Genomic DNA, 23,337 nt, shown 5'->3' with positions numbered 1-23,337 from the left:
GCCACCAATTCTCAATATTGTATCAGTATGGGATGCACAATAAAAAAAGCGTAGGTGCAACCTACGCGCAGTGGGAGGCTTCTGTCTAATTTATAGGCGTAGATATTATATCCCAAAAATACTCTTTTATATACGGCCCGTAATTGTAGTAATAGTAAAAATTATTTAGCAACTCTGTTTCTAGAGTTTCGATTTCTTTTTGGTAAGGTTTAATTCCTGGCGGACGGCCCATTTAAAGAGAACATTTATAGGTTGACTCCTATAAGCTGCAATCAACATTTCATTGCCTTCTTCTTCCCCAAATGCATTGCCAAAAACCCAGAACGATCTTGAAACACCCCACCCCACTATAAAAAGACAGTCCCCGTCTTTTTGATAACTTTCCTAAAATCTTCTATGGATTCTTGTAACATTCTGGTCAATTCCAATTCATCGAAGTTTTCACATTCTATACCCTCTAATAAAGCATACCATAACAAAAACATTTCCCTGATCAGTAAACCTTTTTCTTGTGGCAATCGGGATTGATTTGCCTTTACTTCAATCAGTAAATCGTTTACGTTTAACATTGAGTTATTTAATAAATGCTGTGCCTATACGAGGTATTCCATTTATCACTGCACCTCTTATAGTAACATCATATCCATAAATATTTACTTTTATCTCAAATTGACCAGTAGATGGGAGTTTTCCCGATTGTCCCAAAGACAAGTATAACCTCCTGATAATATTCAAGCCACCTCCGGTTTTAGGCAATAATAAATGTAATTTATGTTTTGCGTCGAGAATATGTTTAATATCATTGGGAACTGATAACGTTTTTTAATTCCCTGCCGCGTGGCTGAAAGCGTTGTATTAGCAATCGTTGATTCAAGCCTTAATGCAGGGACAATGGCTGCAAAAACATTAGTACCAATATCACCACTGTTTTGCGGAACACCATAAGTGTCATGTCCGGTCGCGATACCCCAAATGGCGTTTACCCCGCTGGCCAAGGGATTATATTTGTTTAGCTCATAAAGAAAATCACCGCCAGGATTATGGTCATTGAAAAATTCGTACCATTTATAATCCCTCTTTTCCGGCTCAGCAACAAAATCAGATTCTGACGGTATGAAAGGAACCATCGCACTCGGCATCGGAGCTGGCTCATTAGACGTAGGATCATTTACTTGTGTCGGATTAAGTTGCGGGTTATTTGGAGTCACCACTACTTCTGGCATCAACGGGAAGCCAGAAACGGCCGTGTCTGCTGCTAACCCGAGTGGGTCATTCATTAATATAGGATTGTTTAATGCGAATACATATGGACTGTAACTTTCAAACAGATCGCTCAAAGGATCCAATTGATGGAACCGTCCTATCTGCGGATCATACATTCTAAAGCCAGCATCATACATCTCTAATCCGCTACCATCACTAAACTCTTTTGATTGAAGCTCATTACCATCGTTGAACTTGTATTTGTTTTCAGCGTAATTCGCCTTGAGTGCTTTGCTCGATATGCCTGCCATCGTCAGCCCGAACGGATAATAATGCGTTTCCTCGGTGAGGGGACCGGTATGGTGCTGAACCACCAGGTTATCAAAGAACACGTCCCAGTTCTGGGTTTCATTGCTGAGGTATACATAAAAATATCCGTTTTTGGCGATATTTACAATACCCGGCGAGAGCGTATTGATGGCATCAGGGCCTTGTACCGCTTGAGCTCCACTACTGGCAGTTACATATTTTAATTGTTCATCAAGTAGTATCCAGTTAAGATAGGCCTTGGGCCTGGTAGATTGATCGGGATTGTTGCCGGGCCTAAAGGCATTTAATGCACCCAGTAAGGAACTGGAACTGCTGTTACTCAAGGCGGCAAGGGTGCCTTTGCTCTCGCCAGCTACGCCAACAATGCCACTGGCCAGGGCACCCAGTATATCGGCCACCGGGTCGCTGTAACTACCGGCAGTTCCACCACTCTTATAATACGACTTTACAAGAATATCTACTTTATCACCACTCATCACCTTCAGTACCAGGGCCGGCCCTACTTTGGGACCACTGCCACTGACCCTGGCCACGAGGGTATCGGGACTTATGGTAGAGGATGGATCAACAGGATAGCCGCCTGGTACGGAGTTTTTGGATACAGCGGTTTGAGGTATATTGTAGAAGAGCTGCTCCTCTTTAGCCCGGTAAGCCGCTTCCATGGTAGCCATGTATTTTGTGGTATCGGTTTGTTCGGTGAGTACCATGCGCACATTACCCAGGTGGTCTTTCAGGAAATAGTCGTACTGAAATTGGTAAGCACTGTCACCATTCAGGAACCTTCGTTTGACATACCGCAGCCGGCCTTCTTCGTGAGCGATGAACTGCAGGGTATCATTTTCATAAACATTACCATTCAGATAAAGGGTGGTAGTAACCTTAGCGGGAGACACGGTACTGTCGTACACTGTTTTCCTCAATTTATTTCCCAGGGCATCATAGAAGTATTGGATACGTCCTTTTACGGTGCCATTGGTTCTGCGAATGAATACATGGCTGGGCAGGTTGAGGTGATTGTAGAGGATACCGGTTTGGGTAGCCGTACCAATGTCTTTGTTCTTGTCAATAAACATATTGCCATTACCATCCCAGGCATAATCGATGGTGGTGCTTGTTTTACCTGTAGGCAGGGATTGCGTGTAGGCACCGGAAGCACGGAAATCGCCCAGTTTGGTAGCGGTATCATTTACCAGGTCGATGACATTGCGGAGTTTATTACTTGAATTAAAGTAATTGTATCGCAGGCTATCGATGGTAACGCTACCGCCGGGTTTCCAACCACGCTGTTGCATGGTGAGGATATTGCCATTGGCATCGTAGCTGAGACCAGTGCTGCTGAAGTCTAAACCCGCATTGAGGTTGAAGCTGGCACCGGTAAATTGCCTGAATTGGGCATCAATAAGTCGGTTAGCGGCATCATAAGCAAACCCATATCGACGTATATGGTTATCCCCCCGCTTTTCCACAGCATACCCAGGATATTGCCGTTGAAGAGGGAATCGCCATACGAGGCGTTTTGCCCATGAACAACCAGATCATCTTTATCGTAGGATAACTCAAAACCAAAATGATTGGTGGTGCTGTTGCTGTCTTTGGCATAAGTACGATTGGTACCCAGCATCCAACCGCGGATATTGTAATCATAAGTCAGGGTTTCCAATTGCCCTGAAGAGGAAGGCAACACCTTCTTTTCAATTGCCCCAGGGCATCGTATTCATTTTGCACAATAACCTGTTCTGCTTTATTAATGAGGCTGCTGTAAACAGCTTTTTTATGGTAAGAACCCGCCCCAGGTCATCATAGTTTATTTTGGAAACGGTGATATAAGTTTGTGCATTGCTCCCTGCCTTTTGTTGTTTATTGATCACTACCAGGGGTTGCCCAGCCCAGGCATACTGGGTGGTAAGGATATCTACACCCCCGTTACATTGGTCGTTTTGGTTTGTATGATCCGCCCCTTTTGATCATAGGTATTAACGGTATACAGATACGTATTACTGGAACCTAATACCTTCAGCCGGGTACCGGTTACCAAACCAGAAAGGTTGGCAGATGGGGTATTGGCCTCTGGATATGGCCAACTATTGGAGGGAGTTAATAACGAGGTATCATAGCTGGTGTTGTAAGTGCCATTGACAGCAGTGGTATAGGTTGCCAGTTCATCATAATTGTCATAAAAAGTATTTGTCAATTCTTCACGGGTGGCATAATTGGCCAGATTGGGATAGGCGGCGCTGGCAGCAGCCTCCCCCTGATGATAAGCAGGATTGTTCCAGTTGGTATTATCAGTGATGAGCCCGGTGGCCCTGGGTCTGTTCAGGTCGTCATAAAGGGTATAGAGCCATTGTTTGGATACCCGCATATTGCTGTCCTGCATCATCACGAGCCTGTCGCGGGTATCATATACCAGGTGTATATCCCAAATACCGGGTACTTTTTTCCTGATCAGGCGGTTTAGCTGATCGTATTCATATCGGAAGCATTGTTCTTTAAGGATATTGCCTGCATTGGCGGTAATATCCCAATTGTACTGCATGGTCAACTGTACGCCGAGTGGGGGCAATACACAACGCAGGCTGTTAAACTGATCATATAGGTAATAAGTACAAAGCCAGCCAGTATGGCCTTTGCCATTGCCGTCATCGGCTGCAGCGGTTAACTGTACTTTCTTAAGTACCACCTGCCCATCCTTGTTCTTAAACTCAATAACCTGTTTGGCATGTTCATCAACTGTTATGCTTTTGTACAATTCACCAGCCGTATAGGTAGCGGTGGTTGTATAGACGCCCCAGTTGCCCGTTACATTGGTAATTGCCCAGACCCTTACACTGTCGGCTACTGTATTGAAATAGTATTTGGCTTTTATGGAACGGCGGTTGTTTTCTGCCGGCCGGCTATAAGATCCTACCCAACTGCTGCCAGGGGCAAAGGATTCCTGTACGCGGTTAAGGGGGATACTTCAAAGTTGGTTTGGCTATAGGCCCAGTTGAGGTTATCGGGACCAATATTGACCTCCCCTGCCTGACCGGCCAGTTGTGTATTGAAAAATTGTACCTGTTGCTGAAAGGGATTGAGTTTGAATTCACCGTCATTAACGGAAGTATTGCTGCCGGCATTGTTTGCGGCAAAGGGCAGGTATTTGTATTGCTCCCGGCCCCATTCATCATAGGTTATAGCACTGACCATATCAATAGGGTTGCTGCCGGTAGTGAGCGATCCTTGTTTGATCACGGTTTGTAAAGGACGGCCCAGGCCATCGAAATAAGTGGTGGTTTGCTGTACATCGCGCAGGGGGCGGGTAGCAAAGGAATCCTGGTTGAGCCCTGGAGCTTTGGCCACCCAGGTACGAATGTAGTTGGTGTTGCTATTGCTATTATATGGGGCAGGAAGCGGCACAGGGTTTTGGGCATAGACCATGCTCGTAACAAAAAGCAATAGTAAGGGCAATATGGTATAGCGGAAGGGAGAAAATGTCATGGTGCTGATTTTGGCTATTGCATCAATAGGTTAGTTGTTATCAGGGTAAGGTCGTTTGGACGGGAACCTGGTATTGATAATCTACCATTTTTACGATATGGTTATCTGCATCCCTTATTCGCCGTAAACGATTGAACCCATCGTATTCATAATAAACAATATTGTTGCGATTGTCGTTCTGACTGGTCAAACCTATTAAAGGATCGTACGTATAGGTAGTTATTTGGGCAAGCGCCGGATAAAGGCGTAACTCGTCAATGACCGCAGTACCTGCAATGGAAACAGCGCTGGCATTATTGAGGCGGTGTTCATATAAAGTCCATCCATTTTTTGTTAACAAAGATGTACCGATACCGGCATTGACAAGCAAGGAACCATTCATGGACCAATAGGATACGATATAATTTCCGGAAGTGATGCTACTTTTAGTGATGGAGTTGCCCGAAGAAAGGGAATAGCCCTTGCTGCCCGTTATGGCATTTAGGGTATTAACAGCTCCTCCGCTGATGGTCCAATTACCGGTATTGGTAGTTTCAAAACTGGTATAGGCAATATTACCTGGTGCAGCATTGGCCACTTTTGCAACAGGATACATGGACTGGTAATCCCAGATCATGGATAAAGGCGGCTGCTGTAGACTTACCATACCTGTAACATTCAACTTACTGTCATAAGCGCTATTGTAGAGGTAATTGTTAAGGGTGCCACCCTGTCCATATTTTTGTACGGAATCGACCAGGAAATTATTACTACTGGCAGGGTATTCCCGGAAAGTGGTAATCAGTTTATCGGTCAGCTCCGAATTGACTGTCAGGGTATTTATGAGAGGTGGAGATACCATGTTCTTTTGGATCATTTTTGTAATAATGCCCGTGGCATTGTAGGCAGTGCCGTAAGATCATGAGGAAATTGCCTGATGCTTTCGATGGTTTTTCCCTCGCTGTTTTTGGTAACTGTTCTATTGGCATAGGCATAGGCCGGATTGTCGTAATACAACCGGGTGATGCTTTTCAGTGAATCGCCTGCTTTGGTATAGGTGACATCTTCCACGCTGTCGGGCCTGATAAAAGTATAGGCCAGTTTATAGGTATTGACATCAAAGGCGCTGATATAATTTGACAAGTATGGATCGCAGGGATAGTCAAATTTCTTACGTACCTGGTGATTGATTACGTCTTTGATCCTGGTGAGTGAGTAATGGGTTCTTTTATCTGCGAGCAACTGGTAACCTGCATCGGTTTTCTCATATTGGAGCGTCCGGTCCTCCCCTGCTACAAAGCTGCCTACATAATTCAGGAGAATGCCCGGCAGTCTGACACCGTATACAGGAAGCGGCTGGATACCGAAACCCAACTCGTCGGCAAATTTGAAACGATGCAGGGTATATCCATTTTTTTATTACTCCGGTCAATCGTATACTCTATTACATCTTTAAAATAATAAGGACTGGCGCCTGTTACGCTTACGGAGTTAACAATGGAGGAATTTAAGGTTATAAAGAGCCCCCTGCCAAGGCCGGTGCATTCGTAGCCCTGGAAATGATCCACCACGCAATACAGGAATTTTCGTTCCTCGTTCAGTGTATAATAGTCATTCTCAAAACAAACTCTTTTGGTATCGTACCGTGTAGAATCGGGGAAAGCTGAATATTTATAGACCTTTTCCAGGGAAGGTTGTGCCTGCTGGTTGTATGACTTAATGCGACCTATCACCAACCCACCCAACAGGGAATTATAAGGTACCTGTGCGGGCGGGGTTGCCTGGTGCCGCAGGTCGATAGTTGATTTGGTAGAGTCCCAGGTGCCGGTAGCCGACACGGTATAATAACCAGCTTTTAAAAATACGACCTGTCTGGAACTGGCATCGCCTACGGTAATATTGTTATAAAACCAGGTAGAAAGGGTTGTATCGTGGGGGTAATATTAAAAGTGCAGCTACCGTGAAAATCGGGTGGCGTTACATTGCGTACGCAGCCGCAATCCACTTTCACTTCCTGGTCGAAGGGAATATAAACCGTATCCTGGGCCAGCTCATTCCATTCATCACCATTTTGCACCTGCACCCTGGTGAGGGAATAGCTTTTGACGGTTTGGTATTTAACTACCGACGGGGTTTCATACAATAGGGTATCGAACCCGCCGGTGGGATAGGTTATTTTTTTCAAGGTACCTGCCAGCATGTGAGTGGCTGAAGGCTCCCTGTTCCCGTTCCTGACAGGATTGCCATCATCGCCATCAAAGAAATCGTTGTAAGAATGCTCTGGCAGGGCGGGTACAAAATAACCGTTATCGGCTCCGTTGTAATAACCCCAGTGGTCCTGAGCAAAGGAAAGACGTTTGGGCAGATCACCGGGCGTATTGTATTGAAACAGGTAAGGCAATACCTGATTCGTATCTGCTACGTTCACCTCTTCTACCCTATCCAGGAAGCTTCTGAATTTGGTAGCGTCGGTAAGTGTAATGGTAGTGGGCACACCTTGTGAGGAATTGGTGGTATACAAGGTAGAAGCCAGTTTGAAGTATTTGATGAGTTTATTGGAGGGGTTGTATATTTTGATGTTTTTGAGCCGCTTGCCATCCTGTACTTCGGGACGTTGGTTGTCGTACCCAAAGACTGCTTTTGATCCATCGTAGAAAACAATCTCGTTGATGTATTTGATCTCATTGGTAATGGTACTGATGCAGGTAGTGAGGTCTTCTGAATTCAGGTTAAAGGTAAGTATGGGCGCATCTGAACCACAACTGGTAAGATTAGAGGCTACGCATTTGGCCAGTGTTTGTGTTACCTCGCCCTGGTATATGCCTGTTTGGGTGGTATAATTAAATACGATAGAGTCGTAGCTGTTGATCTTAATACAGGATAGATACCAGGCGGTGGCCTGGGGAGTCAGGTCATCATACCCGAACAAACTTTTGCATTTATTACCGGGTGCACCCCGCTTCATGGTGGTTTCGATTTCAGTGAGCCGGTATTGAATGCCTTTGTCGTCGGTTATCTCAAAGCCATCAATAAAGTTGGCGCCTGCTAAACGGGTGATCCTGATATTGTTTTTGCTTAGGGATACGGGATTAAACAGGGAATCGAGGTAAAAGCTGCCTGACAATCCTGGTATACTGAAGCTGAATATGTCTGACTCTCTATCGGCCTGGGTGCTGTTTAAGTAATCATACAATGGCTGATTAATGGTAAGCAGGCTGGGACTGGTAAAATTATTGAGTGTAACGCCCTCCCGCATTTCATCGGGCAATCCCAATACGGTTCTGGTTACTACGCCGCCAAAGTCAAGATTCCAGCCCATACCCACAAAGGAGGAAATATCATTTACGCGCACTCCGGTAGTAGAATAGGACAATGAAAGGGGAAGGGAGAATTTGCTACCGGAAAACGTGTAGAGGGGGATACCAATATTTACCGTTCCGGTGGAAAGGGATGCTCCTACCAGGCCTGTTTTAACCAGGGAAGCCGCATCGGGGAAGGAGGAATAAAATCGGGTACTTTGAAATTGTAATCGGCAGGTGTTTGGGCGAGGCAGGATACTATGATACCTACCTGGACAAGCAACATCAATGCTTTTTTCTCATGTGACAGTCGGGTTTGAGGGTTCCTTGCACTGGCTAAAGCATGTAATGGTGCCGGGCAGTGCTGTTATGAAGTAACTACTAAATTTTCAACCTACCAAGGGCAAACCGATAAGTGTGCAGAATGGATGGTTAACTGTGCAGATTTGGGGAAAAAGCGTGCGGGGAAGATCAGCCAGCTGTGAGCTGCGGGCAAATAACAGTGGAACGGAGGTCATGAACCGGTCCCGCCTGGGTGCGAAGGTGGGTCGCTCTGTTGTGTGGGGGATGAAGCCCTGCAGAGCGGCTCACCTTATAAAGGGTCAATCGGCAATGCGTTTCCTTCGAGGGCACCGGCACTCGCTCGCCTTCCGCCGTTTGGCGGGATGAGACTATTTCGTAGCCTCCGGCTACGGACCTGAACAGTAGTAAATAGAAGCCTATGAAGTCAATGTTCACCTGGCAGCATAATCACTCAGGTAATTAAAGTGTGCCGTTAGCTTTCCCTGGTTCAGCATGGTGGCCCTTTGTATAACGGGCGATCCCTGGTTTTTGAAAAGGTCTTCAAGAATGTGTTTAATAAGTTGCTCGCCAAAATAGCGGCTGGCATCGCGGGGTAGTTCATTGGGCAGGTTGCCTACCGCCATGATATCAATGCTATCGGGAAGATAGGGGGCTGTTTTTTGACCCGATTGCCGGTCTACCCCATACACGGGATCTGCAATGGTCTGATCGCCCAGGTTAATAGGTACCGATCCATGTGCATCGTCAGTAATATCGGCTATCGTAGTGATGCGGAAAGCCGGTTTCTGAACAGCCGTTTCTTCAAACAGGCGGGGCGCCTGACGGTCCCAGTAAATGCCGTTCATTAAAATATCCGTTTCATAAGCATAAGGCAGGAACCGGCTGGTGTATTCCTGTGGATGTGCATGAAAATGCCCCCTGTGATAAGCGCCGCCATCGCGATGCTGGTACAGGTCGGCCCCTTTTAATTGCGTATATACCGGATAAGTATATTGCCTTTGCAGGTATTCATCCGGCTCCACCTCATGAATGCCCATGAGGTTCATGATCTCCAGGATGCCATGGGCTACCCTTCCGCTGCCTGTTACAGCTATTTTAATGGCGGGTATCCGCAGGCCGAAATAGGTATGGATCAACTCACGAAAGCTTTTTGCTGGTGTACCCTTACCAGGTCATAGGCACCGCTGCGTTTGCCCCAGGCCATCATGCCATTGTGGGCCCCTACTACACCGGCAAAAAAGCCAAAACCAATGATGCGCTGCCCATCTTCATGTTCCAGGCATTCATAATCAATCAACGTGATGTTTTGTTCCATCATAGCATGGAACAGGGCCTGGTTAAAGGGCTGTTTTTGCGGGTATGGGAAAAGAACAGGTAGGTTTTGCCGGGCAATAGTTGCTGGATGGGCACTTCCTTGATGCCAAAAAGCACATCACATGCACTCATATCCTCCCTTACTTCCACCCCGGCCGACTGGTATTCCTTATCCGTAAAACAACGTCCCGGCGAGGTTTGCACAATGATCTGCACTTCGGTGGTATTCTTTTGGATCCATTTACACTGCGAGGGCGTAAGCGCCACCCGGTTATCGGCAGGTACTTTTCCTTCCCGGATCAATCCTATTCTGATCATAGTTGTATCTTTGCCATGAGTTGCAAAAGTAAAGGAATCGTAATAAAGCTAAACGCACTACCCTATGTGGCAAAAAATATGGAATATCGTGAAGAAGGTCTTACTGCCTAAAAAAGTTGTTGCAAGTAAATCATCCAAGCCGTTTCAAAGTGATTGCTGGTTATAATTTACCCTTTATCAGTTGCCGGTGGTGCCAGGCAGCAATTGAACAAGCCATACAAGGCAGTGACGTGGTGATAGATACAGCATGGCGTTCCATCACTGCCCTTGCAGCAGCAATACCAGGAAATACCCTGTTCCTACTACCAGCAGCAAAACAATGATGGTCACCAGGTACAATTGAAGGGACAATGGCCGCCTTTTTCGTTTGTACTTGTTAAGGATCGTTTGAAAACTATGTCCTTCCCATGCCTGTTCCAGGTGTGCCTGTCTTTCGAGTAGCAGGTTAGGCCCTTCAGGTGAAGTTAATAGTTCTACCAGACTGGCATTCTCCGGCGACCGGTTCATGAATTCATCCAGTTGTTTTTTTCTGTCATTGTCAGCTGTCCTTTCGCATACTTATGAATAAGCAGGCGTAGTTCGCTGGCTTTTGCCGCATAGCTTTTCATTGTGATCAATTTTTAACATCATTCGTTAACCTCTTATATATAGATCAACGGGTAGATGTGCTAAACCTAACAATTTTGTGCAATTATTTTTTATCAATACTCCCCTACCCCATAGGTCAGACAAAGTATTATACTATGGAAAATGCGCCGAAGCCAGGCCAGTCCCCTGGATTTAACGGTCCATACATGTGCACGGGGCAGGCCCAATTTATTCCCCACTTCCTGTGTGTTTAATTCACTAAAGAAGGTGAGTTCTATAACCTTGCGTTGCTGATCGGGCAACTGTTTTACAGCCTTCTTTACCTGCTCAATTTCCTCCCGGGTTATTTCATCGCGCAATACCTGATCGTCTATATCAGGGTATTCCAGCAGTGTGTTGGGGTCTTCTGCATGCCGTTCTTTTTATGTTTAAACCTGCGGAGGTGGTCGAGGGCCAGGTTATGGCATATTGTATAGAGCAGGGCCCTTAATTCATCTTCGGTGTGAACCTGGTATTGCTTGCACAGGTATTTATAAAACGCTTCATCAACAATATCTTTAGCATCCTCTTCGTCTTTTACCATTTTCTTGACAAATAAGTACAAATAATCCCTACAGGTTAAGTAATACTGCTCTACTATTTTTTTTTGGTGGCAGGGTTGATCCTGACAGTATTCCTGCCAGCTGAAGCACGTGGTTTCCTGGACATAGCATTTTTTTATCACTAATAGTAAGTTGGCCCAGGTTAACGAATGACGATCAATGCAAGTGACTGCCCAATTTACAGCGTTTACCCATTACCTTTTCTTATAGGAGCGATATTTTTTAGGATCAGTCCTGCAATTACCCGAAAACGATCAGGATAGCCGCTCTTATTGACCTGATACGGGTATGTAGCAGGTTTATAACGCTAATGGAGGTATACAATAAAAATATTTTTGCGGAAATAATAATTTTTACCATCTTTGTTACACATCATCTCTCTCCTCTTATTTTTTGATCATTCGTCTCTCCTCTTATTGTAAAATTCTTTCTTCTTTTTATCCGGTCATTCATTTGCAACCATCAGTCTTATGTACTGATGTGGGCTCCATCTAAACTAATTACCATGTTTACAGAAAAATCCAATCTCAATAACCAATACAAGGCTTTGCTTGAACAATTGACGGTAATAGAAAATGGGGAAAGCGAACCAAGCGCAAAATTGATCCAATGCAGCCAGCATTGCCTGGAATTACTTCGACAGTTTAGAAAATCCATCACTGCCAATGGATTTCCAGATCCCGATACAGAAATTTATTTTTCAAACACATTAAACCGGCTATTGCCGGCCGGCATTTCTATTACAAACGGGTTTACCAATTGCACCTGGGCGAACTAAAAGGGTGCTGGGCCAAGGAAAAGGAACGATTAACGATGGAACGCGATATGCTGACGAAAGTTTTTCAACAGTACGATACGTTATGGAAATATTACCGGTCGGGTGCCACAACGCTGGACCAGGCCTACTTTCTTCGGGAATTCAATGATTGGCCGCTCATGCCCTTGTCGGCCGATTATGATGAAAAATTCTGCACCTGTGGCGATGGACAGCTGGCAGAGCTGATATCGGTTGAGCTCCAATTAGAATATATCCAACGGCTGCTGAAGGAAGGAGAAGAAGAGACTGTACTTCCTGTTGTAAAAGCCACGCAACAGCGGGTGGTTTTTACGGGTACGCAATCACAGTTTAACGATGTGGTGTACCTGCTGAAGGCCGGTGGTATTTTCAATCACGGAAGTGTGACCTTGAAGGATCTAAAGGAGTCGTGTGAACAGGCCTGGGCCTTTGCTGCAAAAGATTTCTACCACCACGGCAGGCAAAACTCAGAACGAAAGGACCCTATGCGGTTTGTGAAGCAGTTGGTAGAATTGTTTCGCGGGCTCCTGGACGACCGTATAACCTGAATAAATCTATTGCTGTTGCAAAAATAAATTCTACCCACTGGGTTGTTTCTGTCCGGCCAAATACTTACGGTATTGCTTATATGGTTATATGCTTAGCTAAAAAGCGTCCTGTTCAGGGCGCTTTTTTATGTCCTGTTGCAAAAATAAATTTCTACCCACTGGGTACGATATGGGTAAATAGGCCCCGGCCGATGCTGCAGCTTTGTGTCATCAAAATTGATGTATATGACAACAACTACCAACAGTGCTGTAACCGACTATACCGCGATGATGCCTATGTTGACAGGCAACGGCGGCCTGCTGGCCTGGTTACTGCCTGCACATTGCCTGCACTCCTTAGAGCAACTGCTTCCTTTACAGAGAGCGTTCAGGCAATGTGTAGGCCATGTGCAGGCCATGGACACCCTTTATCGGGAACGTCCGGACCATTACGGGTATTCCGGCAAGCTCGACTTCAGTTCTTTTTATAAAGATTTTCTCAGTTGGACCGGCCAACCATTTTTATCACCATTAAAACTAATCGAAATGGCAACATCAAAAGGAGTAAGCTCCGACAAGATCATGAACGATCCGGCTTATGAACGTACCCGGGAAAACATGGCCGAATTTGGACGGGCAGGTAAAGCCGCCAGCATCGTACGCGACCTTTTTCGCGACCTCACGGCTTATGCAAAGGACGCCGACATACAGGCAAGGCTGTTGACCGTCCTCAAGCGAGCACTCTCTGCCGATATGGTCAGTAAAAGGGGGAACGTACGGTTACCAGGGGCGACCAAATGCAGTTGAAGGGTTTCAACTTCAACACACGTGCGTCGCTCAAGTCTTCCTTATTTGTGAAGTGCCCCGTAACGATCGAACGGGTAACAGGCCAGGCTATCATCATGATACCTTCCTTCGTACCCAAGACGATGGTAAAAGGAGCGCCTGGCACTACTCACTTCCGCATTGTGGCGGGTGCCGGAACGGTCAATTTTGAAACGGAAGATACCAACTATGATCGTGGCAGCACCGTCGAAATGGTCTGGGACAATCTCCCCACCGCTCCCGGCACGCTTATATTGAACCTGCCGCCCAACTCGCCCGACACGATCCTGGTGGCCCTCGGCATCGAGTACAACCAGCAGTTGAATGGCGCCAGTTATCCGCTGAAAACTGTGCAGCGCAATGCAACCGCTATTGTAGCTGTCAACAAGCCCTGATGCCCGGGCGGAGCGCTTTTCTTCCCTTCCTGCGGTGCGGTGAATAGTCGCAGTAGGGCGCACAGGCACGCAGTTGCGGCTTACTTCCTCTCCACAGGAAATGGCTGCTGATAGTACAGCAGCCGCATTACCCAAGCCAATACACATCCGTGGACCACACGTTGCGCAACACCTAAAGGTTCGCCCGAGGGGTGTAAGGGCACTGCCATGCTCCGCTGCCATGCGGATCATCGATTGGACAGTCGTTCTTACATCCACTCACCAGCCAGGTCCCGTGTACAGGGATACTGGCAGCGGCGAACGCACCGGTGCAGGGAAGGGATTCCGGTTAGTAGCATTTTTATTCATTCTATAATTTAACAATTATGAGCAATGTCATCAACCGGATGTCGGACAAGACACCGAAGTTCTTCAAGCTACTGCGTACCATCGGTATTTCGCTGGCAGCCGCCAGTGGCACCGTACTGGCCGCCCCGGTCGCCTTGCCTGCGATCGTGAGCACCATCGCCGGCTACCTCGCTGTAGCAGGTAGTGTAATGGGCGCGGTGAGCCAGACCGCCGTACTCAACGAAGAAGAGTAGGTTTTACCAGGGCGCTTCTTGCGGGAGGCGCCCTTTTATAGTTGATGATCGCTCACAAAATCTATCATAATGAAACAGTCAAAAGTTATGCATTTCTGGGCCTGGTTCAGACGCAACCAGCACCATTACCTGAATTACGAAGCGCTGATACCAGCAGCGAAGGCCTACTGGATGGCCGAACTGCAAACACATGCGGCGGCTTACCACCGTTTCCTGGTGCCGTTCCTGTATGGTAGCCAGGATGGTCACAAAAGCGTTGCAAACTGGTGATCTCGGCTTTAGGGCGCAGCAAGTCATTCAAGGCGGCAGACAGGTTGATCAACAAAGCGCCCAAACTGGCCACCTGGGAGCTGGTGGCGCTGATGCCCGCCACGGGTCCGGAGGAGGGTATGGCAGAGGAGTTGGAAACTGCCGGGCTGGGGGCAGACTCCTTTTGGTTTGATGTGCGGGAGACGCCGCAATTCCGGCAGTCATTCTATGTATTTGTTGACACCCGCCTGGGGTATACCCGCAACATGGAAGACCTGGCCCGGCAGGCTTTGTTCAATGTGCTGGGAGAGCGGGTTTACGGGGAGTGCATCGATTATGTGCGGATCGTTTTATTTCCGGACGTACTACCCGAAAACATGGCTTTCCTGGCTCCCCTGGAAGAACTGCCAGGCATAATGAACATACGCGATCTATCGGGTATGGTAGTGGGAAAGGATGGCAGCCTGAGGAAGCGGTTGTGAGTCTACAGTTTGTGTGTTTAATTTGGGGTAATTACCCTTAAAGTTTTAAAAATTGGGAATAATTGGGGATATCTACAGGGTAATTACCCCAAAAATGAGCGACTTCAGTATAGATCAGTAACTATCTTCTGCGCTGGGAGGCGACTCCTCTATTGTGAATCTCCGTGACCTATTCACCCGGAAACTGGAGGAGTATGGTGTTACCAAATCCAGGGCTCTTTCTATGTTGGGTATCGACAAGGATGTTTTTGAGGATATAATTACAGGAACCGCCCGTCAGCCCAATCTTGTGCATGTGTTAAAGCTGGCTGAGTTTCTAGGTATCGGTATTGAAGACATGGTAAAGGCTGTTATGAAGGATCAATCCGGTGAGACGGTCGCCTCTCTGGAGCGATCCCGGAAGGCCACTTTTTTGTTCCGTCATTTCGATCTAAAAAAGCTCGCTACAGCCGGATTTTTGGAAAAGAACATTGAGCCTGCTGAAGCGGTGGACCGGTTGCTTCAGTTTTTCGGGTACGATTCGGTGACTGCTTTCGAGGAGCAATTGGAAGCACCCTTATTCAGCCGGACGAAGCGCCTTTTCTCAGATAAAATGATGAAATTCTGGATTGATTCGGCATACCGCATGTTTCAGCAGGTTGCCAATCCCAATCCGTTTAATCGGGATGCGGTGAAGGAAGTGATTGCCAATGCAAAACCCTACTGCCAGGATGTTGGTGAGGGGCTTTATAAAGTGTGCCGGGCTTTGTATGCTCATGGGGTAACGGTGATTGTGCAGGATCTACTCGCCGGAACGCAGGTACGCGGTGGCACATTTATCGTAAACGACAAACCTTGCGTCGTGCTTACTGATTACCGGAAAACTTATCCTACGATCTGGACCACGCTGATGCATGAATTACACCATGTTTTGTTTGATCTGGAAGTGATAAGGGATTGGAAGTTTCACCTGACAGGTGATGACCAGAGTGACCTTTTACTCATAGAAGATAAGGCAAATGGATTCGCTATGGATTATTTCTGCAGTCGGGAAGAATACGAATATATCAAGCGGCATATACACAGTACGTTTCATGTAGATCGATTTGCGCAGCAACGTAACGTGCATTCAGCGATGATCTATAACGCTTACCAATTCTATGAGCAACAAAATAGCGGTAGGAATTTTTGGGGTGCCTTTAAAAGCGAGATACCCAAAAGCGACATGGCGCTTAAAAACTTCAACCCGTAACCTGGAAAGAAGAATCGATCGAAGAAATCGCAGTAAGGCTTAAAGCTATTTTTACCACATCAATTATTTAAACTATGTCCGAAGAAAAAAAGAAATTATCATCTGAAGAGGCACGCAAGCAACTAAATGACCAGTATGAGGAAGAGCGCGCTGAGCTTCTTCGCCGATCCAAAGAAAACAAGCATGTGCAGTTGCAATTAGATGGCGGATCAGGTGTATTGAAGGAAGTAGATGAAATCCGTCAGTTGATCGGTCAACAGTTCGAGAAGAAGATAAAACGTCATAATTTACCAGTTTTCCTCCGGCTGCAGAAGTATTTACCAAAGCCGAACCGTTATTTGTACCTATTATGACAGCAACTGAAGCCCTGATAACAGCAGCAAGACGATATTGCCAGGTAAACCATAATTACTGGGCCGACAAATATGCAAAAGAGCGAACTGGTAATGACTATCCCTACACCTATACAGATAACGAATTCAACCTGTTTCCCCGCTATAATATGTTATTTGCTATACTTGACAGGGTTGAAGTTTTAGTAGGACAAAACCACTTAGATAGTGAGACTTGCAGGCAGGAACTAAAAACCATTAGCCTGGAGGCGAATAGCCCATTTACTGCTGAGAAAAATAAAACTGCCATAAAAGCGATGCAGGAAGAACGAGATAAGTTTCGGGACTTTATTGAAGGCCTTACTGTAGCAGATTTGAGCTCAATTGAACCACTTCCCTATAGACGAAGGTTGAATGAAGAAGAAAGTAAACAAATAAGACAAGCGCTTTTTGAAAAATGGAACTTTCAGGGAAATTATTGGGAGCCACTAGAAAGTTTGAGCCCGGAGCCGGTCATCTTTTTGATGAAGAGTAATATTTCAGAAAGTGATTATAAGCAAATCATTAACGAAATACAGCAGCATACAGACAATAAGCTATTCGAAATAACAGAAGACGGATCAGATGCTGAAATTGAGTTTAGTTTGTTTCATCGAAACTGTTATGAAACCGTATACTGCGACAGGAGCATGGAATGGATTATCTACGGTTCTCATGAAAGCACGATTGCTTTTGCCGGTACCTGGTTGCTTGACTTTATCAATCAACTTTTTGCTGACAGAAAAGACAAATTAAATAAGTGGGAACAAAATTGGTAGATCAAGGCTGCGGCTGAACCTTCGGATTGGGTTTGGTTATATCTTTTGCCCGATCAAAATCTTTCAAACAACTATCCAGTGTCTGCCCTTGCTTATAAATGCAGTCGCAGAAAGCTTCACAAGCCGCGGGATTTTTACTGGAATAACATTGACTCCTGCACTCCTCTACAGAATTGCCCGGCCCTATCTCATATAAATAGAAAGTGCCAACTATGATAAACGCCAATAGGGCGATTGAACCTCAAAAAAAAAGAAGCCGAAGACGTATACCCAACCGTTTTTTTAACACAGGAGGCGTTATGGGGGCTGCTTAAAGGGCAATATGTATTTTAAACGGTCATAATTCCAAATTAATAAGAACAGGCTGGCCAATAACATCATGGTGTTGAGCCGGGTACCTGCAAAACGGGTAGCATAGGTCAGCACACAAATGTTGAGGATCAAGGGAAAATACATCAACGCCCCAAGCAGGGAGGTTCTCGGTATCAGTAATAAGATACCTATTACAACTTGAGCAATCCCAATAAAGGTATAGTAATACCCTGTTAGGTATAAAGCGTCGAAGTAATGTCCTAAAGGATTATTAGACGACAGACCTTCAGCGAAACGTTCACCCATGATCTTCACCAGGCCTGATGGGATAAAACTCACTGCCAAAGCGATCCGGCAAAAAACAGCAAACCCCTTCATCCATTTGTCAGACTTTGCTTCATAGTATATTTCTTCCATGCTATTCATAGGCTGATCTTGCTACCATTCACGCTTTTTTACGCTTGAATAATTTACTGAGGAGAAAATGTAGAACGATTGCGATGATCGTCCAGTACAAAGCAAATGCAAGCAACAACACGGGGGCGCGGGATCCGGATCCTTTGCCAAAAAGACAAGGGTTCTATCAAAACAAATTTGATGGGATATATAATGGCGGCTAAGGTACTCTTCCAGCCAGTGCTTGAATCCCCTCCCGGATACCACTCACCGTTTCTGGGAAAGAGGCTGATTTTAGGTCCCAACACTGAGTTAGTGATGAATTGAAAGCCAAACGTCAGGACAAGAAAAACAAGGACGAATTTGGTTCTTGAGATCTTCATATAGCTGCGTTGTTAGTATGAATTAAAAGTACTTTGAATTGCAAAGTTAATCTACCCACTTTGCAATTCAAAGTATTTAAAGCCATTTTTTAGCCGGCCTTTATTAAGTACGCTAACTCGCTGACCCCCATTCCATGCCGGGGATAACATTTCACCGGCCGGATTGTCCACGCTGCCTCCTACTTGGTCCAACCCGCCGGATAGGTTGTAGGAAACAGGGGGCCACCATGCAGGCGCTTGCCAGCTATTGGGCATCTACCTACGATTGGCGAAAGGTGGAGGCCAGGCTGAATGCTTTACCGCAATTCGTTACCACCATCGACGGGGTAGACATTCATTTCATCCATGTTCGTTCAAAACATACCAATGCACTGCCGGTGATCATTACCCATGGTTGGCCAGGGTCTATCATCGAGCAGTTGAAAGTGATCGGCCCACTCACCGACCCTACGGCTTATGGGGGAAAGGCGGAAGACGCTTTTGATGTGGTGATCCCTTCCATTCCAGGTCATGGATTTTCGGGCAAACCCACAGACCTGGGATGGAATCCTGAACGCGTGGCAAAGGCTTGGATTGAATTGATGAAACGACTGGGCTACAAAAGATATGTAGCACAAGGGGGAGATTGGGGCAATGCCATTTCAGAAACCATGGCACTGATCGCACCGCCTGAATTGTTGGGCATCCATACCAATATGGCCGCCACGGTTCCGGCAGTTATTTCAACAGCCCTTGCCGCAGGAGATCCTATGCCATTAGGGCTTTCAGCCGATGAGCAAAATGCTTACCAGCAACTGAATTTATTTAATACCAAGGGATTAAGTTATGCGCTGGAGATGGGCAACCGCCCCCAAACACTCTATGGAATTGAAGATAACCCCATCGGGCTCGCCGGCTGGATACTTGATCATGATGACCGCAGCTATAAACTCATTGCCAGGGTGTTCAAAGGTGAGGAAGAAGGGCTTACCCGCGATGATATCCTGGACAATATCACGCTGTACTGGCTCACCAATACGGGTATCTCTTCAGCAAGGCTTTATTGGGAAGCCTTTCAGGTGGCCAAAGGTGGATTTTTCGATCCGCGTGGCGTGAAGATCCCCGTGGCCGTGAGCGCCTACCCGGATGAAATTTATGCGGTACCTAAAAACTGGGCTCAACAGGCCTATCCTCAACTTATCTACTTCAATAAGCTGAGTAAAGGCGGTCACTTTGCTGCCTGGGAACAACCACAGCTTTTTACAACCGAACTCCGCGCTGCCTTTAAATCGCTGCGTTAGTGGTAGGAAGGCTGGGCGCCAAGGCCTGGGGGTTATCGGTATAAATGCCATCCACCCCCAGTGCCTTTAATCGGTCCAGGTCAGCAGGTGTATTGACGTTTTCGTAGGGTTTAAAATTGGTACAGGTCCATACTTTAACCTTTCTGCGATGTAGTTCTTTGATGGCTTTTGCGCTAAGGATTTGCAGGCTGCCCAATTTGTCCGGTAAAAACATGATGTTGGAAGGCGTTTTTACAAACCGCTGTAGCGAGAGCTTGCTGGCAACAATGAATTGCCTGGTTTCCCGGGGTGATGCCATGAAAGTCCAATCGGGCCTTAATTGGCGAAGGGATTCAATGGCTCCTTTGGCGATACTTACCAGGGCCGTTTGGTGCTGGCGGTTGTTTTTCTCCACCACTTCAATAACACGGTCAAACAATTGCCTATTGTTTTCGTGCAGATCGAGTACAAACAATTGATTGGGAAACTGACAAAATATTTCGTCCAGGGTGGAGATCCTGCTTACTGTACTAACCGTACCATCGGGGTTTTTAAGGAATAGTTTTTTAAGCTCATCCCAGGTGAGATCACGCACAGGACCTTTCCCGTTGGTCAGGTCATCCAAATGAAAATCGTGAAAGGCTACCACCACCTGGTCCTTCGTAATCTGCAGGTCAATTTCAATGATGATATGGGGGTTGGCTTGTAAGCTGGCTGTAATGGCGGCTATTGAATTTTCGGGAAATAATTGCGTGCCGCCACGATATGCAATAATTTTAAAATGACTGTTTAAAATATGGGTGGGCATTACTCAGGTTGTTTATGGAAATACGATTGCCACTCCATGATCATGAAGTTGGGTACGGAGGCACATACATGGGCGCAGGCCATGGCGCCCAGAAAGGAAGCTACCATATGGGGGCAAAAGGCGTATAGTATAGCTTGGGCAGGTTGCGCTGGAACAAAGCGTTTAGGCCTTAATTCCGGTCTGTAGCCGGAGGCTACAAAATAGGCGTCACTAGCCGGAGGCTAGCGACTGGTGGGTCCGTCAGATCCGGGTGAGCCGCCCTTCAGGGGGCTCTGCTATTACCAGGTACGGTCTTTCAGGAATTGCTGAATGGTTTCTTTCGGAACGGGCAATTCATGATATGGTCGTTGATCCATTTGGAAAAGTCTTTTTCAATATCGTTGGTCCAGCGGGTATCGATCTGGCCGGCAGTGTATTTGCCTTCGCGCAAGCGTTGGTGACCAAACATATCGCGCAGGCGCACAATTTCAGAAGTAGTGCAAACCTTCTCCGCCAGGTGGGGCGGCACAAATACCACCACGCCTAATTTGCCCAATACCACATCACCGGGCATGACGGTCACCGTGCGGATGCGGGTAGGTCGGTTGATACCCACGATCAGGATTGCCCCTACAGGGCAAAAGAATTTGTCTACATTCATTTTCTACAAAGCTTTAACCCCCTAAAGGGGTAAAACAGCTCTTCGGCAGGGCGATAGCTTAAGTCACCGACTTTGATTCTTTACTGATCTCGTCGTCCTTTGGCGGATGGTTATGCCACCAACTGGCGAGGGAAGAACCGGTAATGTTCATGACAGGGCATTGTGCCGGGTCATGATTTCACCCTGCAAAGCGGTGACGAAATAAGCATTACCATTTCTGCCATCGGTACGCTCGTAAACACGGTACAATAGCCCATGATCATCCTTATCATCATCCTTGCCATTATCTCCATAATCGGACAGGCCGGTGTATTGGTATTGGATATGATCATATAGCCCTCATTAAAAGAGGGCCGTTGTATGATGTGTTTCTTTTAAGAAGATCAGGGCGTCAAACATTTGCGGTAAGGATACCGGGTAATAATTATTATCGGTGCTTGTTTCTTTATTGTATCCCAGCATTTTAATGGTCCGGGGTTTTTCCCATTCAGCCCGTTCGCTGGCGCTTAATTTAGCAAAGTTGACCAGGAAGGCCGCTGGCTTGGTCTCATTAAACTGTTGGTTCCAGGAACCGGCAGCAGGTGCTAGGAAATTGGCATGAAACAAGGTATCCTTAAAGTCATGATCGGCATTGATCATTCGGGTAGTGATGTAGGAGTAACTGCCTGCTCCCCCACTCAAGCCGATGGAAAAATAATCTTTCGGATATTGCTTGGCTATGGTGGCGCCCATTAGACCCACTTCATTTACCAGCCAGGCGTAGCGGGCAATATGCGCACTGTGCGCCCATACGATGATCCTGGCAGCGGGATCGGCTGCGTGAAAATTGATCCGTCTGCCCATCATTTCGTCCCGCGATACACCTACCCTTTGGTAATAGGGTCAAAATAGGCATAGTTCGTTTGGGCATGGTAGATCAATTCTTTTAACCCGGGGACGTTGTATTTTTGCTGATGCAAAAGGAATCCATTTGTTCCAGGAGCCGGTAAGTGGCAATCCTGTAGTCTACTGTTTTGGGCAGGGAATCTTTATTGATGCGGCCGGTTTGCTGATAATAGTTTTTTACGTTCAGCGTTTGGCGAAGCATAAAATCGCGGCACATGCTGTTCAGGGTACTGTCATGGTATTGGGCGGCAGTTTCCAGCAGGTATTGAGGTAATATTTCGCGGTAGCTGTCATCACAGCCGGCCAGCCTTAGGTTTTTCTGTTTGCCGGATTGTTTCCGGTACCAGGTAAGGAATTGGCGCATTTCTTTTGACTGGTAGATCTCGAAAAGATGTTTGCGCATCAGGGTGTCCAGGTTGCCCGTAGCCAGCCCGTCTTGTAAGGCCATCATATCCTCATGTGGGTTTTCAAGAATGACAGTAGTAAAGCCTTTTTGGCGTATGAGTCGCTGGGTAATGGCTGCACGGAGATCATAAAAATCGCCTGTACCATGGGTGTCTTCCCAATCGCTACAATACGTTTGTTGCCAATCATGGCAACCAGGCTATCAATGTATTTTTCTCTTTTATCAATGGGCGTAATAGCAGCGGCCGGAATAAGCTGACAAGTGGCCGACAGGGAAAGGATCATCACCAGGCTAAAAAGTATTGAACGCATATCATTATGTTTATGCAGCAAAGAAACACTGGTCATGATGGTACCGGAAGGCTGGTTCTGCAACGAAGGAAATAAGTACGACAAAAAAAGGCAGCCGCCGTTTTTGTCGAAGAAAGGGCTGATTTCGTCGAAGGGCATCGGCCCCGCCTGGAGCTGATGCGTGTTTATGGCAGGGAAGGATGAAGGTGGGGAGGCCCGGTATACAATTCTACTTAAGCGCAGCAGGAAACCTGGTTGCAACAGGTACGCGAACTGGCGGCAGAAAAGGTGGGTTATGTTGAAGCCTCG

At 46.5% G+C, this 23,337-nt stretch carries 32 protein-coding genes and 1 pseudogene; 11 read left to right on the top strand and 22 right to left on the bottom strand.

From position 1 onward, the window contains the following. Positions 1-731: 731 nt before the first annotated feature. The 16 genes from RS881_RS27565 to RS881_RS27490 form a co-directional block, all read right to left on the bottom strand. On the bottom strand, positions 732-1,514 hold the full coding sequence (locus RS881_RS27565) for an RHS repeat domain-containing protein (protein ID WP_315824638.1): 783 nt from the start codon (positions 1,512-1,514) through the stop codon (positions 732-734). 1,361 nt (positions 1,515-2,875) lie between these two features. Next, positions 2,876-3,217, bottom strand: a complete 342-nt coding sequence (locus RS881_RS27560; RefSeq protein WP_315824046.1) for a hypothetical protein — start codon at positions 3,215-3,217, stop codon at positions 2,876-2,878. Positions 3,218-3,224: 7 nt separating this feature from the next. Then, positions 3,225-3,401, bottom strand: a complete 177-nt coding sequence (locus tag RS881_RS27555) for a hypothetical protein (RefSeq protein WP_315824045.1) — start codon at positions 3,399-3,401, stop codon at positions 3,225-3,227. A gap of 44 nt (positions 3,402-3,445) precedes the next feature. Beyond that, positions 3,446-4,282 carry a hypothetical protein gene (locus tag RS881_RS27550; RefSeq protein ID WP_315824044.1) on the bottom strand — a complete coding sequence of 279 codons (837 nt, stop codon included), beginning with the start codon at positions 4,280-4,282 and terminating at the stop codon, positions 3,446-3,448. A 155-nt stretch (positions 4,283-4,437) separates the two neighbouring features. Next, a complete protein-coding gene (locus RS881_RS27545) occupies positions 4,438-5,010 on the bottom strand; it encodes a DUF6443 domain-containing protein (RefSeq protein ID WP_315824043.1) in 573 nt (190 codons plus the stop codon). A gap of 40 nt (positions 5,011-5,050) precedes the next feature. Beyond that, positions 5,051-5,851: a hypothetical protein gene (locus tag RS881_RS27540; protein ID WP_315824042.1), complete on the bottom strand. Its 801-nt coding sequence runs from the start codon at positions 5,849-5,851 to the stop codon at positions 5,051-5,053. A gap of 11 nt (positions 5,852-5,862) precedes the next feature. Next, positions 5,863-6,231, bottom strand: a complete 369-nt coding sequence (locus RS881_RS27535; protein ID WP_315824041.1) for a hypothetical protein — start codon at positions 6,229-6,231, stop codon at positions 5,863-5,865. Between the two features lie 71 nt (positions 6,232-6,302). Next, complete coding sequence (locus RS881_RS27530) at positions 6,303-6,827, bottom strand: hypothetical protein (RefSeq protein ID WP_315824040.1); 525 nt, start codon at positions 6,825-6,827, stop codon at positions 6,303-6,305. A gap of 50 nt (positions 6,828-6,877) precedes the next feature. After that, the gene (locus RS881_RS27525) at positions 6,878-8,341 is read right to left on the bottom strand and encodes a hypothetical protein (RefSeq protein WP_315824039.1); all 1,464 of its coding nucleotides are present in this window, start codon (positions 8,339-8,341) and stop codon (positions 6,878-6,880) included. 104 nt (positions 8,342-8,445) lie between these two features. Beyond that, the gene (locus RS881_RS27520) at positions 8,446-8,577 is read right to left on the bottom strand and encodes a hypothetical protein (protein ID WP_315824038.1); all 132 of its coding nucleotides are present in this window, start codon (positions 8,575-8,577) and stop codon (positions 8,446-8,448) included. A 445-nt stretch (positions 8,578-9,022) separates the two neighbouring features. Continuing rightward, entirely contained in the window at positions 9,023-9,727 is a 705-nt protein-coding gene (locus tag RS881_RS27515; RefSeq protein WP_315824037.1) for a Rossmann-fold NAD(P)-binding domain-containing protein, read from the bottom strand. Next, positions 9,724-9,909 (bottom strand): hypothetical protein, encoded by a 186-nt coding sequence (locus RS881_RS27510; RefSeq protein ID WP_315824036.1) that lies wholly within the window; start codon positions 9,907-9,909, stop codon positions 9,724-9,726. The genes RS881_RS27515 and RS881_RS27510 overlap by 4 nt, the downstream gene beginning before the upstream one ends. Next, on the bottom strand, positions 9,906-10,223 hold the full coding sequence (locus RS881_RS27505) for a Rossmann-fold NAD(P)-binding domain-containing protein (RefSeq protein ID WP_315824035.1): 318 nt from the start codon (positions 10,221-10,223) through the stop codon (positions 9,906-9,908). The genes RS881_RS27510 and RS881_RS27505 overlap by 4 nt, the downstream gene beginning before the upstream one ends. A 258-nt stretch (positions 10,224-10,481) precedes the next feature. Further along, positions 10,482-10,730 (bottom strand): hypothetical protein, encoded by a 249-nt coding sequence (locus tag RS881_RS27500; RefSeq protein WP_315824034.1) that lies wholly within the window; start codon positions 10,728-10,730, stop codon positions 10,482-10,484. 194 nt (positions 10,731-10,924) lie between these two features. Next, positions 10,925-11,170 carry an RNA polymerase sigma factor gene (locus RS881_RS27495; protein ID WP_315824033.1) on the bottom strand — a complete coding sequence of 82 codons (246 nt, stop codon included), beginning with the start codon at positions 11,168-11,170 and terminating at the stop codon, positions 10,925-10,927. An 11-nt stretch (positions 11,171-11,181) separates the two neighbouring features. Beyond that, positions 11,182-11,415: an RNA polymerase sigma factor gene (locus RS881_RS27490; protein ID WP_315824032.1), complete on the bottom strand. Its 234-nt coding sequence runs from the start codon at positions 11,413-11,415 to the stop codon at positions 11,182-11,184. 503 nt (positions 11,416-11,918) lie between these two features. Between RS881_RS27490 and RS881_RS27485 the strand changes: the two genes are divergently transcribed. The 10 genes from RS881_RS27485 to RS881_RS27440 all read left to right on the top strand — a co-directional run bounded on the left by RS881_RS27485 (position 11,919) and on the right by RS881_RS27440 (position 17,649). After that, positions 11,919-12,191 carry a hypothetical protein gene (locus RS881_RS27485; protein ID WP_315823983.1) on the top strand — a complete coding sequence of 91 codons (273 nt, stop codon included), beginning with the start codon at positions 11,919-11,921 and terminating at the stop codon, positions 12,189-12,191. Next, positions 12,083-12,757, top strand: a complete 675-nt coding sequence (locus RS881_RS27480) for an RteC domain-containing protein (protein ID WP_315824637.1) — start codon at positions 12,083-12,085, stop codon at positions 12,755-12,757. The genes RS881_RS27485 and RS881_RS27480 overlap by 109 nt, the downstream gene beginning before the upstream one ends. A gap of 225 nt (positions 12,758-12,982) precedes the next feature. After that, positions 12,983-13,543 (top strand): hypothetical protein, encoded by a 561-nt coding sequence (locus tag RS881_RS27475; protein ID WP_315824031.1) that lies wholly within the window; start codon positions 12,983-12,985, stop codon positions 13,541-13,543. Next, positions 13,540-13,956 (top strand): hypothetical protein, encoded by a 417-nt coding sequence (locus RS881_RS27470; protein ID WP_315824030.1) that lies wholly within the window; start codon positions 13,540-13,542, stop codon positions 13,954-13,956. Before RS881_RS27475 ends, RS881_RS27470 begins: the two co-directional genes overlap by 4 nt. Positions 13,957-14,321: 365 nt before the next feature. Continuing rightward, positions 14,322-14,537 carry a hypothetical protein gene (locus RS881_RS27465; protein WP_315824029.1) on the top strand — a complete coding sequence of 72 codons (216 nt, stop codon included), beginning with the start codon at positions 14,322-14,324 and terminating at the stop codon, positions 14,535-14,537. Positions 14,538-14,606: 69 nt separating this feature from the next. Further along, positions 14,607-14,807 (top strand): hypothetical protein, encoded by a 201-nt coding sequence (locus tag RS881_RS27460; protein ID WP_315824028.1) that lies wholly within the window; start codon positions 14,607-14,609, stop codon positions 14,805-14,807. Continuing rightward, complete coding sequence (locus tag RS881_RS27455) at positions 14,804-15,268, top strand: hypothetical protein (RefSeq protein WP_315824027.1); 465 nt, start codon at positions 14,804-14,806, stop codon at positions 15,266-15,268. Before RS881_RS27460 ends, RS881_RS27455 begins: the two co-directional genes overlap by 4 nt. Before the next feature lie 223 nt (positions 15,269-15,491). Continuing rightward, the gene (locus tag RS881_RS27450; RefSeq protein ID WP_315824026.1) at positions 15,492-16,499 is read left to right on the top strand and encodes a hypothetical protein; all 1,008 of its coding nucleotides are present in this window, start codon (positions 15,492-15,494) and stop codon (positions 16,497-16,499) included. A gap of 74 nt (positions 16,500-16,573) precedes the next feature. Further along, positions 16,574-16,852 (top strand): hypothetical protein, encoded by a 279-nt coding sequence (locus RS881_RS27445; RefSeq protein ID WP_315824025.1) that lies wholly within the window; start codon positions 16,574-16,576, stop codon positions 16,850-16,852. Next, positions 16,849-17,649 carry a hypothetical protein gene (locus RS881_RS27440; RefSeq protein ID WP_315824024.1) on the top strand — a complete coding sequence of 267 codons (801 nt, stop codon included), beginning with the start codon at positions 16,849-16,851 and terminating at the stop codon, positions 17,647-17,649. Before RS881_RS27445 ends, RS881_RS27440 begins: the two co-directional genes overlap by 4 nt. 297 nt (positions 17,650-17,946) lie before the next feature. Here RS881_RS27440 and RS881_RS27435 read toward each other — a convergent pair whose 3' ends face one another. Further along, positions 17,947-18,378 (bottom strand): MauE/DoxX family redox-associated membrane protein, encoded by a 432-nt coding sequence (locus tag RS881_RS27435; RefSeq protein ID WP_315824023.1) that lies wholly within the window; start codon positions 18,376-18,378, stop codon positions 17,947-17,949. A 589-nt stretch (positions 18,379-18,967) separates the two neighbouring features. Between RS881_RS27435 and RS881_RS27430 the strand changes: the two genes are divergently transcribed. Next, positions 18,968-20,020 (top strand): epoxide hydrolase family protein, encoded by a 1,053-nt coding sequence (locus tag RS881_RS27430; RefSeq protein WP_315824022.1) that lies wholly within the window; start codon positions 18,968-18,970, stop codon positions 20,018-20,020. Here the strand turns inward: RS881_RS27430 and RS881_RS27425 are convergent. The 5 genes and pseudogenes from RS881_RS27425 to RS881_RS27405 all read right to left on the bottom strand — a co-directional run bounded on the left by RS881_RS27425 (position 20,004) and on the right by RS881_RS27405 (position 23,133). Continuing rightward, positions 20,004-20,807: a glycerophosphodiester phosphodiesterase gene (locus tag RS881_RS27425; protein ID WP_315824021.1), complete on the bottom strand. Its 804-nt coding sequence runs from the start codon at positions 20,805-20,807 to the stop codon at positions 20,004-20,006. The two genes, RS881_RS27430 and RS881_RS27425, sit on opposite strands and share 17 nt — an antisense overlap. 295 nt (positions 20,808-21,102) lie before the next feature. After that, the gene (locus RS881_RS27420) at positions 21,103-21,447 is read right to left on the bottom strand and encodes an RraA family protein (RefSeq protein WP_315824020.1); all 345 of its coding nucleotides are present in this window, start codon (positions 21,445-21,447) and stop codon (positions 21,103-21,105) included. Between the two features lie 342 nt (positions 21,448-21,789). After that, positions 21,790-22,296: pseudogene (locus RS881_RS27415) on the bottom strand (erythromycin esterase family protein); the annotation flags it as partial. Between the two features lie 76 nt (positions 22,297-22,372). Continuing rightward, entirely contained in the window at positions 22,373-22,783 is a 411-nt protein-coding gene (locus tag RS881_RS27410) for a hypothetical protein (protein WP_315824019.1), read from the bottom strand. Then, positions 22,780-23,133: a hypothetical protein gene (locus RS881_RS27405; RefSeq protein WP_315824018.1), complete on the bottom strand. Its 354-nt coding sequence runs from the start codon at positions 23,131-23,133 to the stop codon at positions 22,780-22,782. The genes RS881_RS27410 and RS881_RS27405 overlap by 4 nt, the downstream gene beginning before the upstream one ends. Positions 23,134-23,337 lie beyond the last annotated feature (204 nt).

Source organism: Paraflavitalea speifideaquila (genome assembly GCF_032395985.1).
GTDB lineage: Bacteria > Bacteroidota > Bacteroidia > Chitinophagales > Chitinophagaceae > Paraflavitalea > Paraflavitalea speifideaquila.
This window is presented reverse-complemented; position numbering and strand designations above follow the sequence as displayed.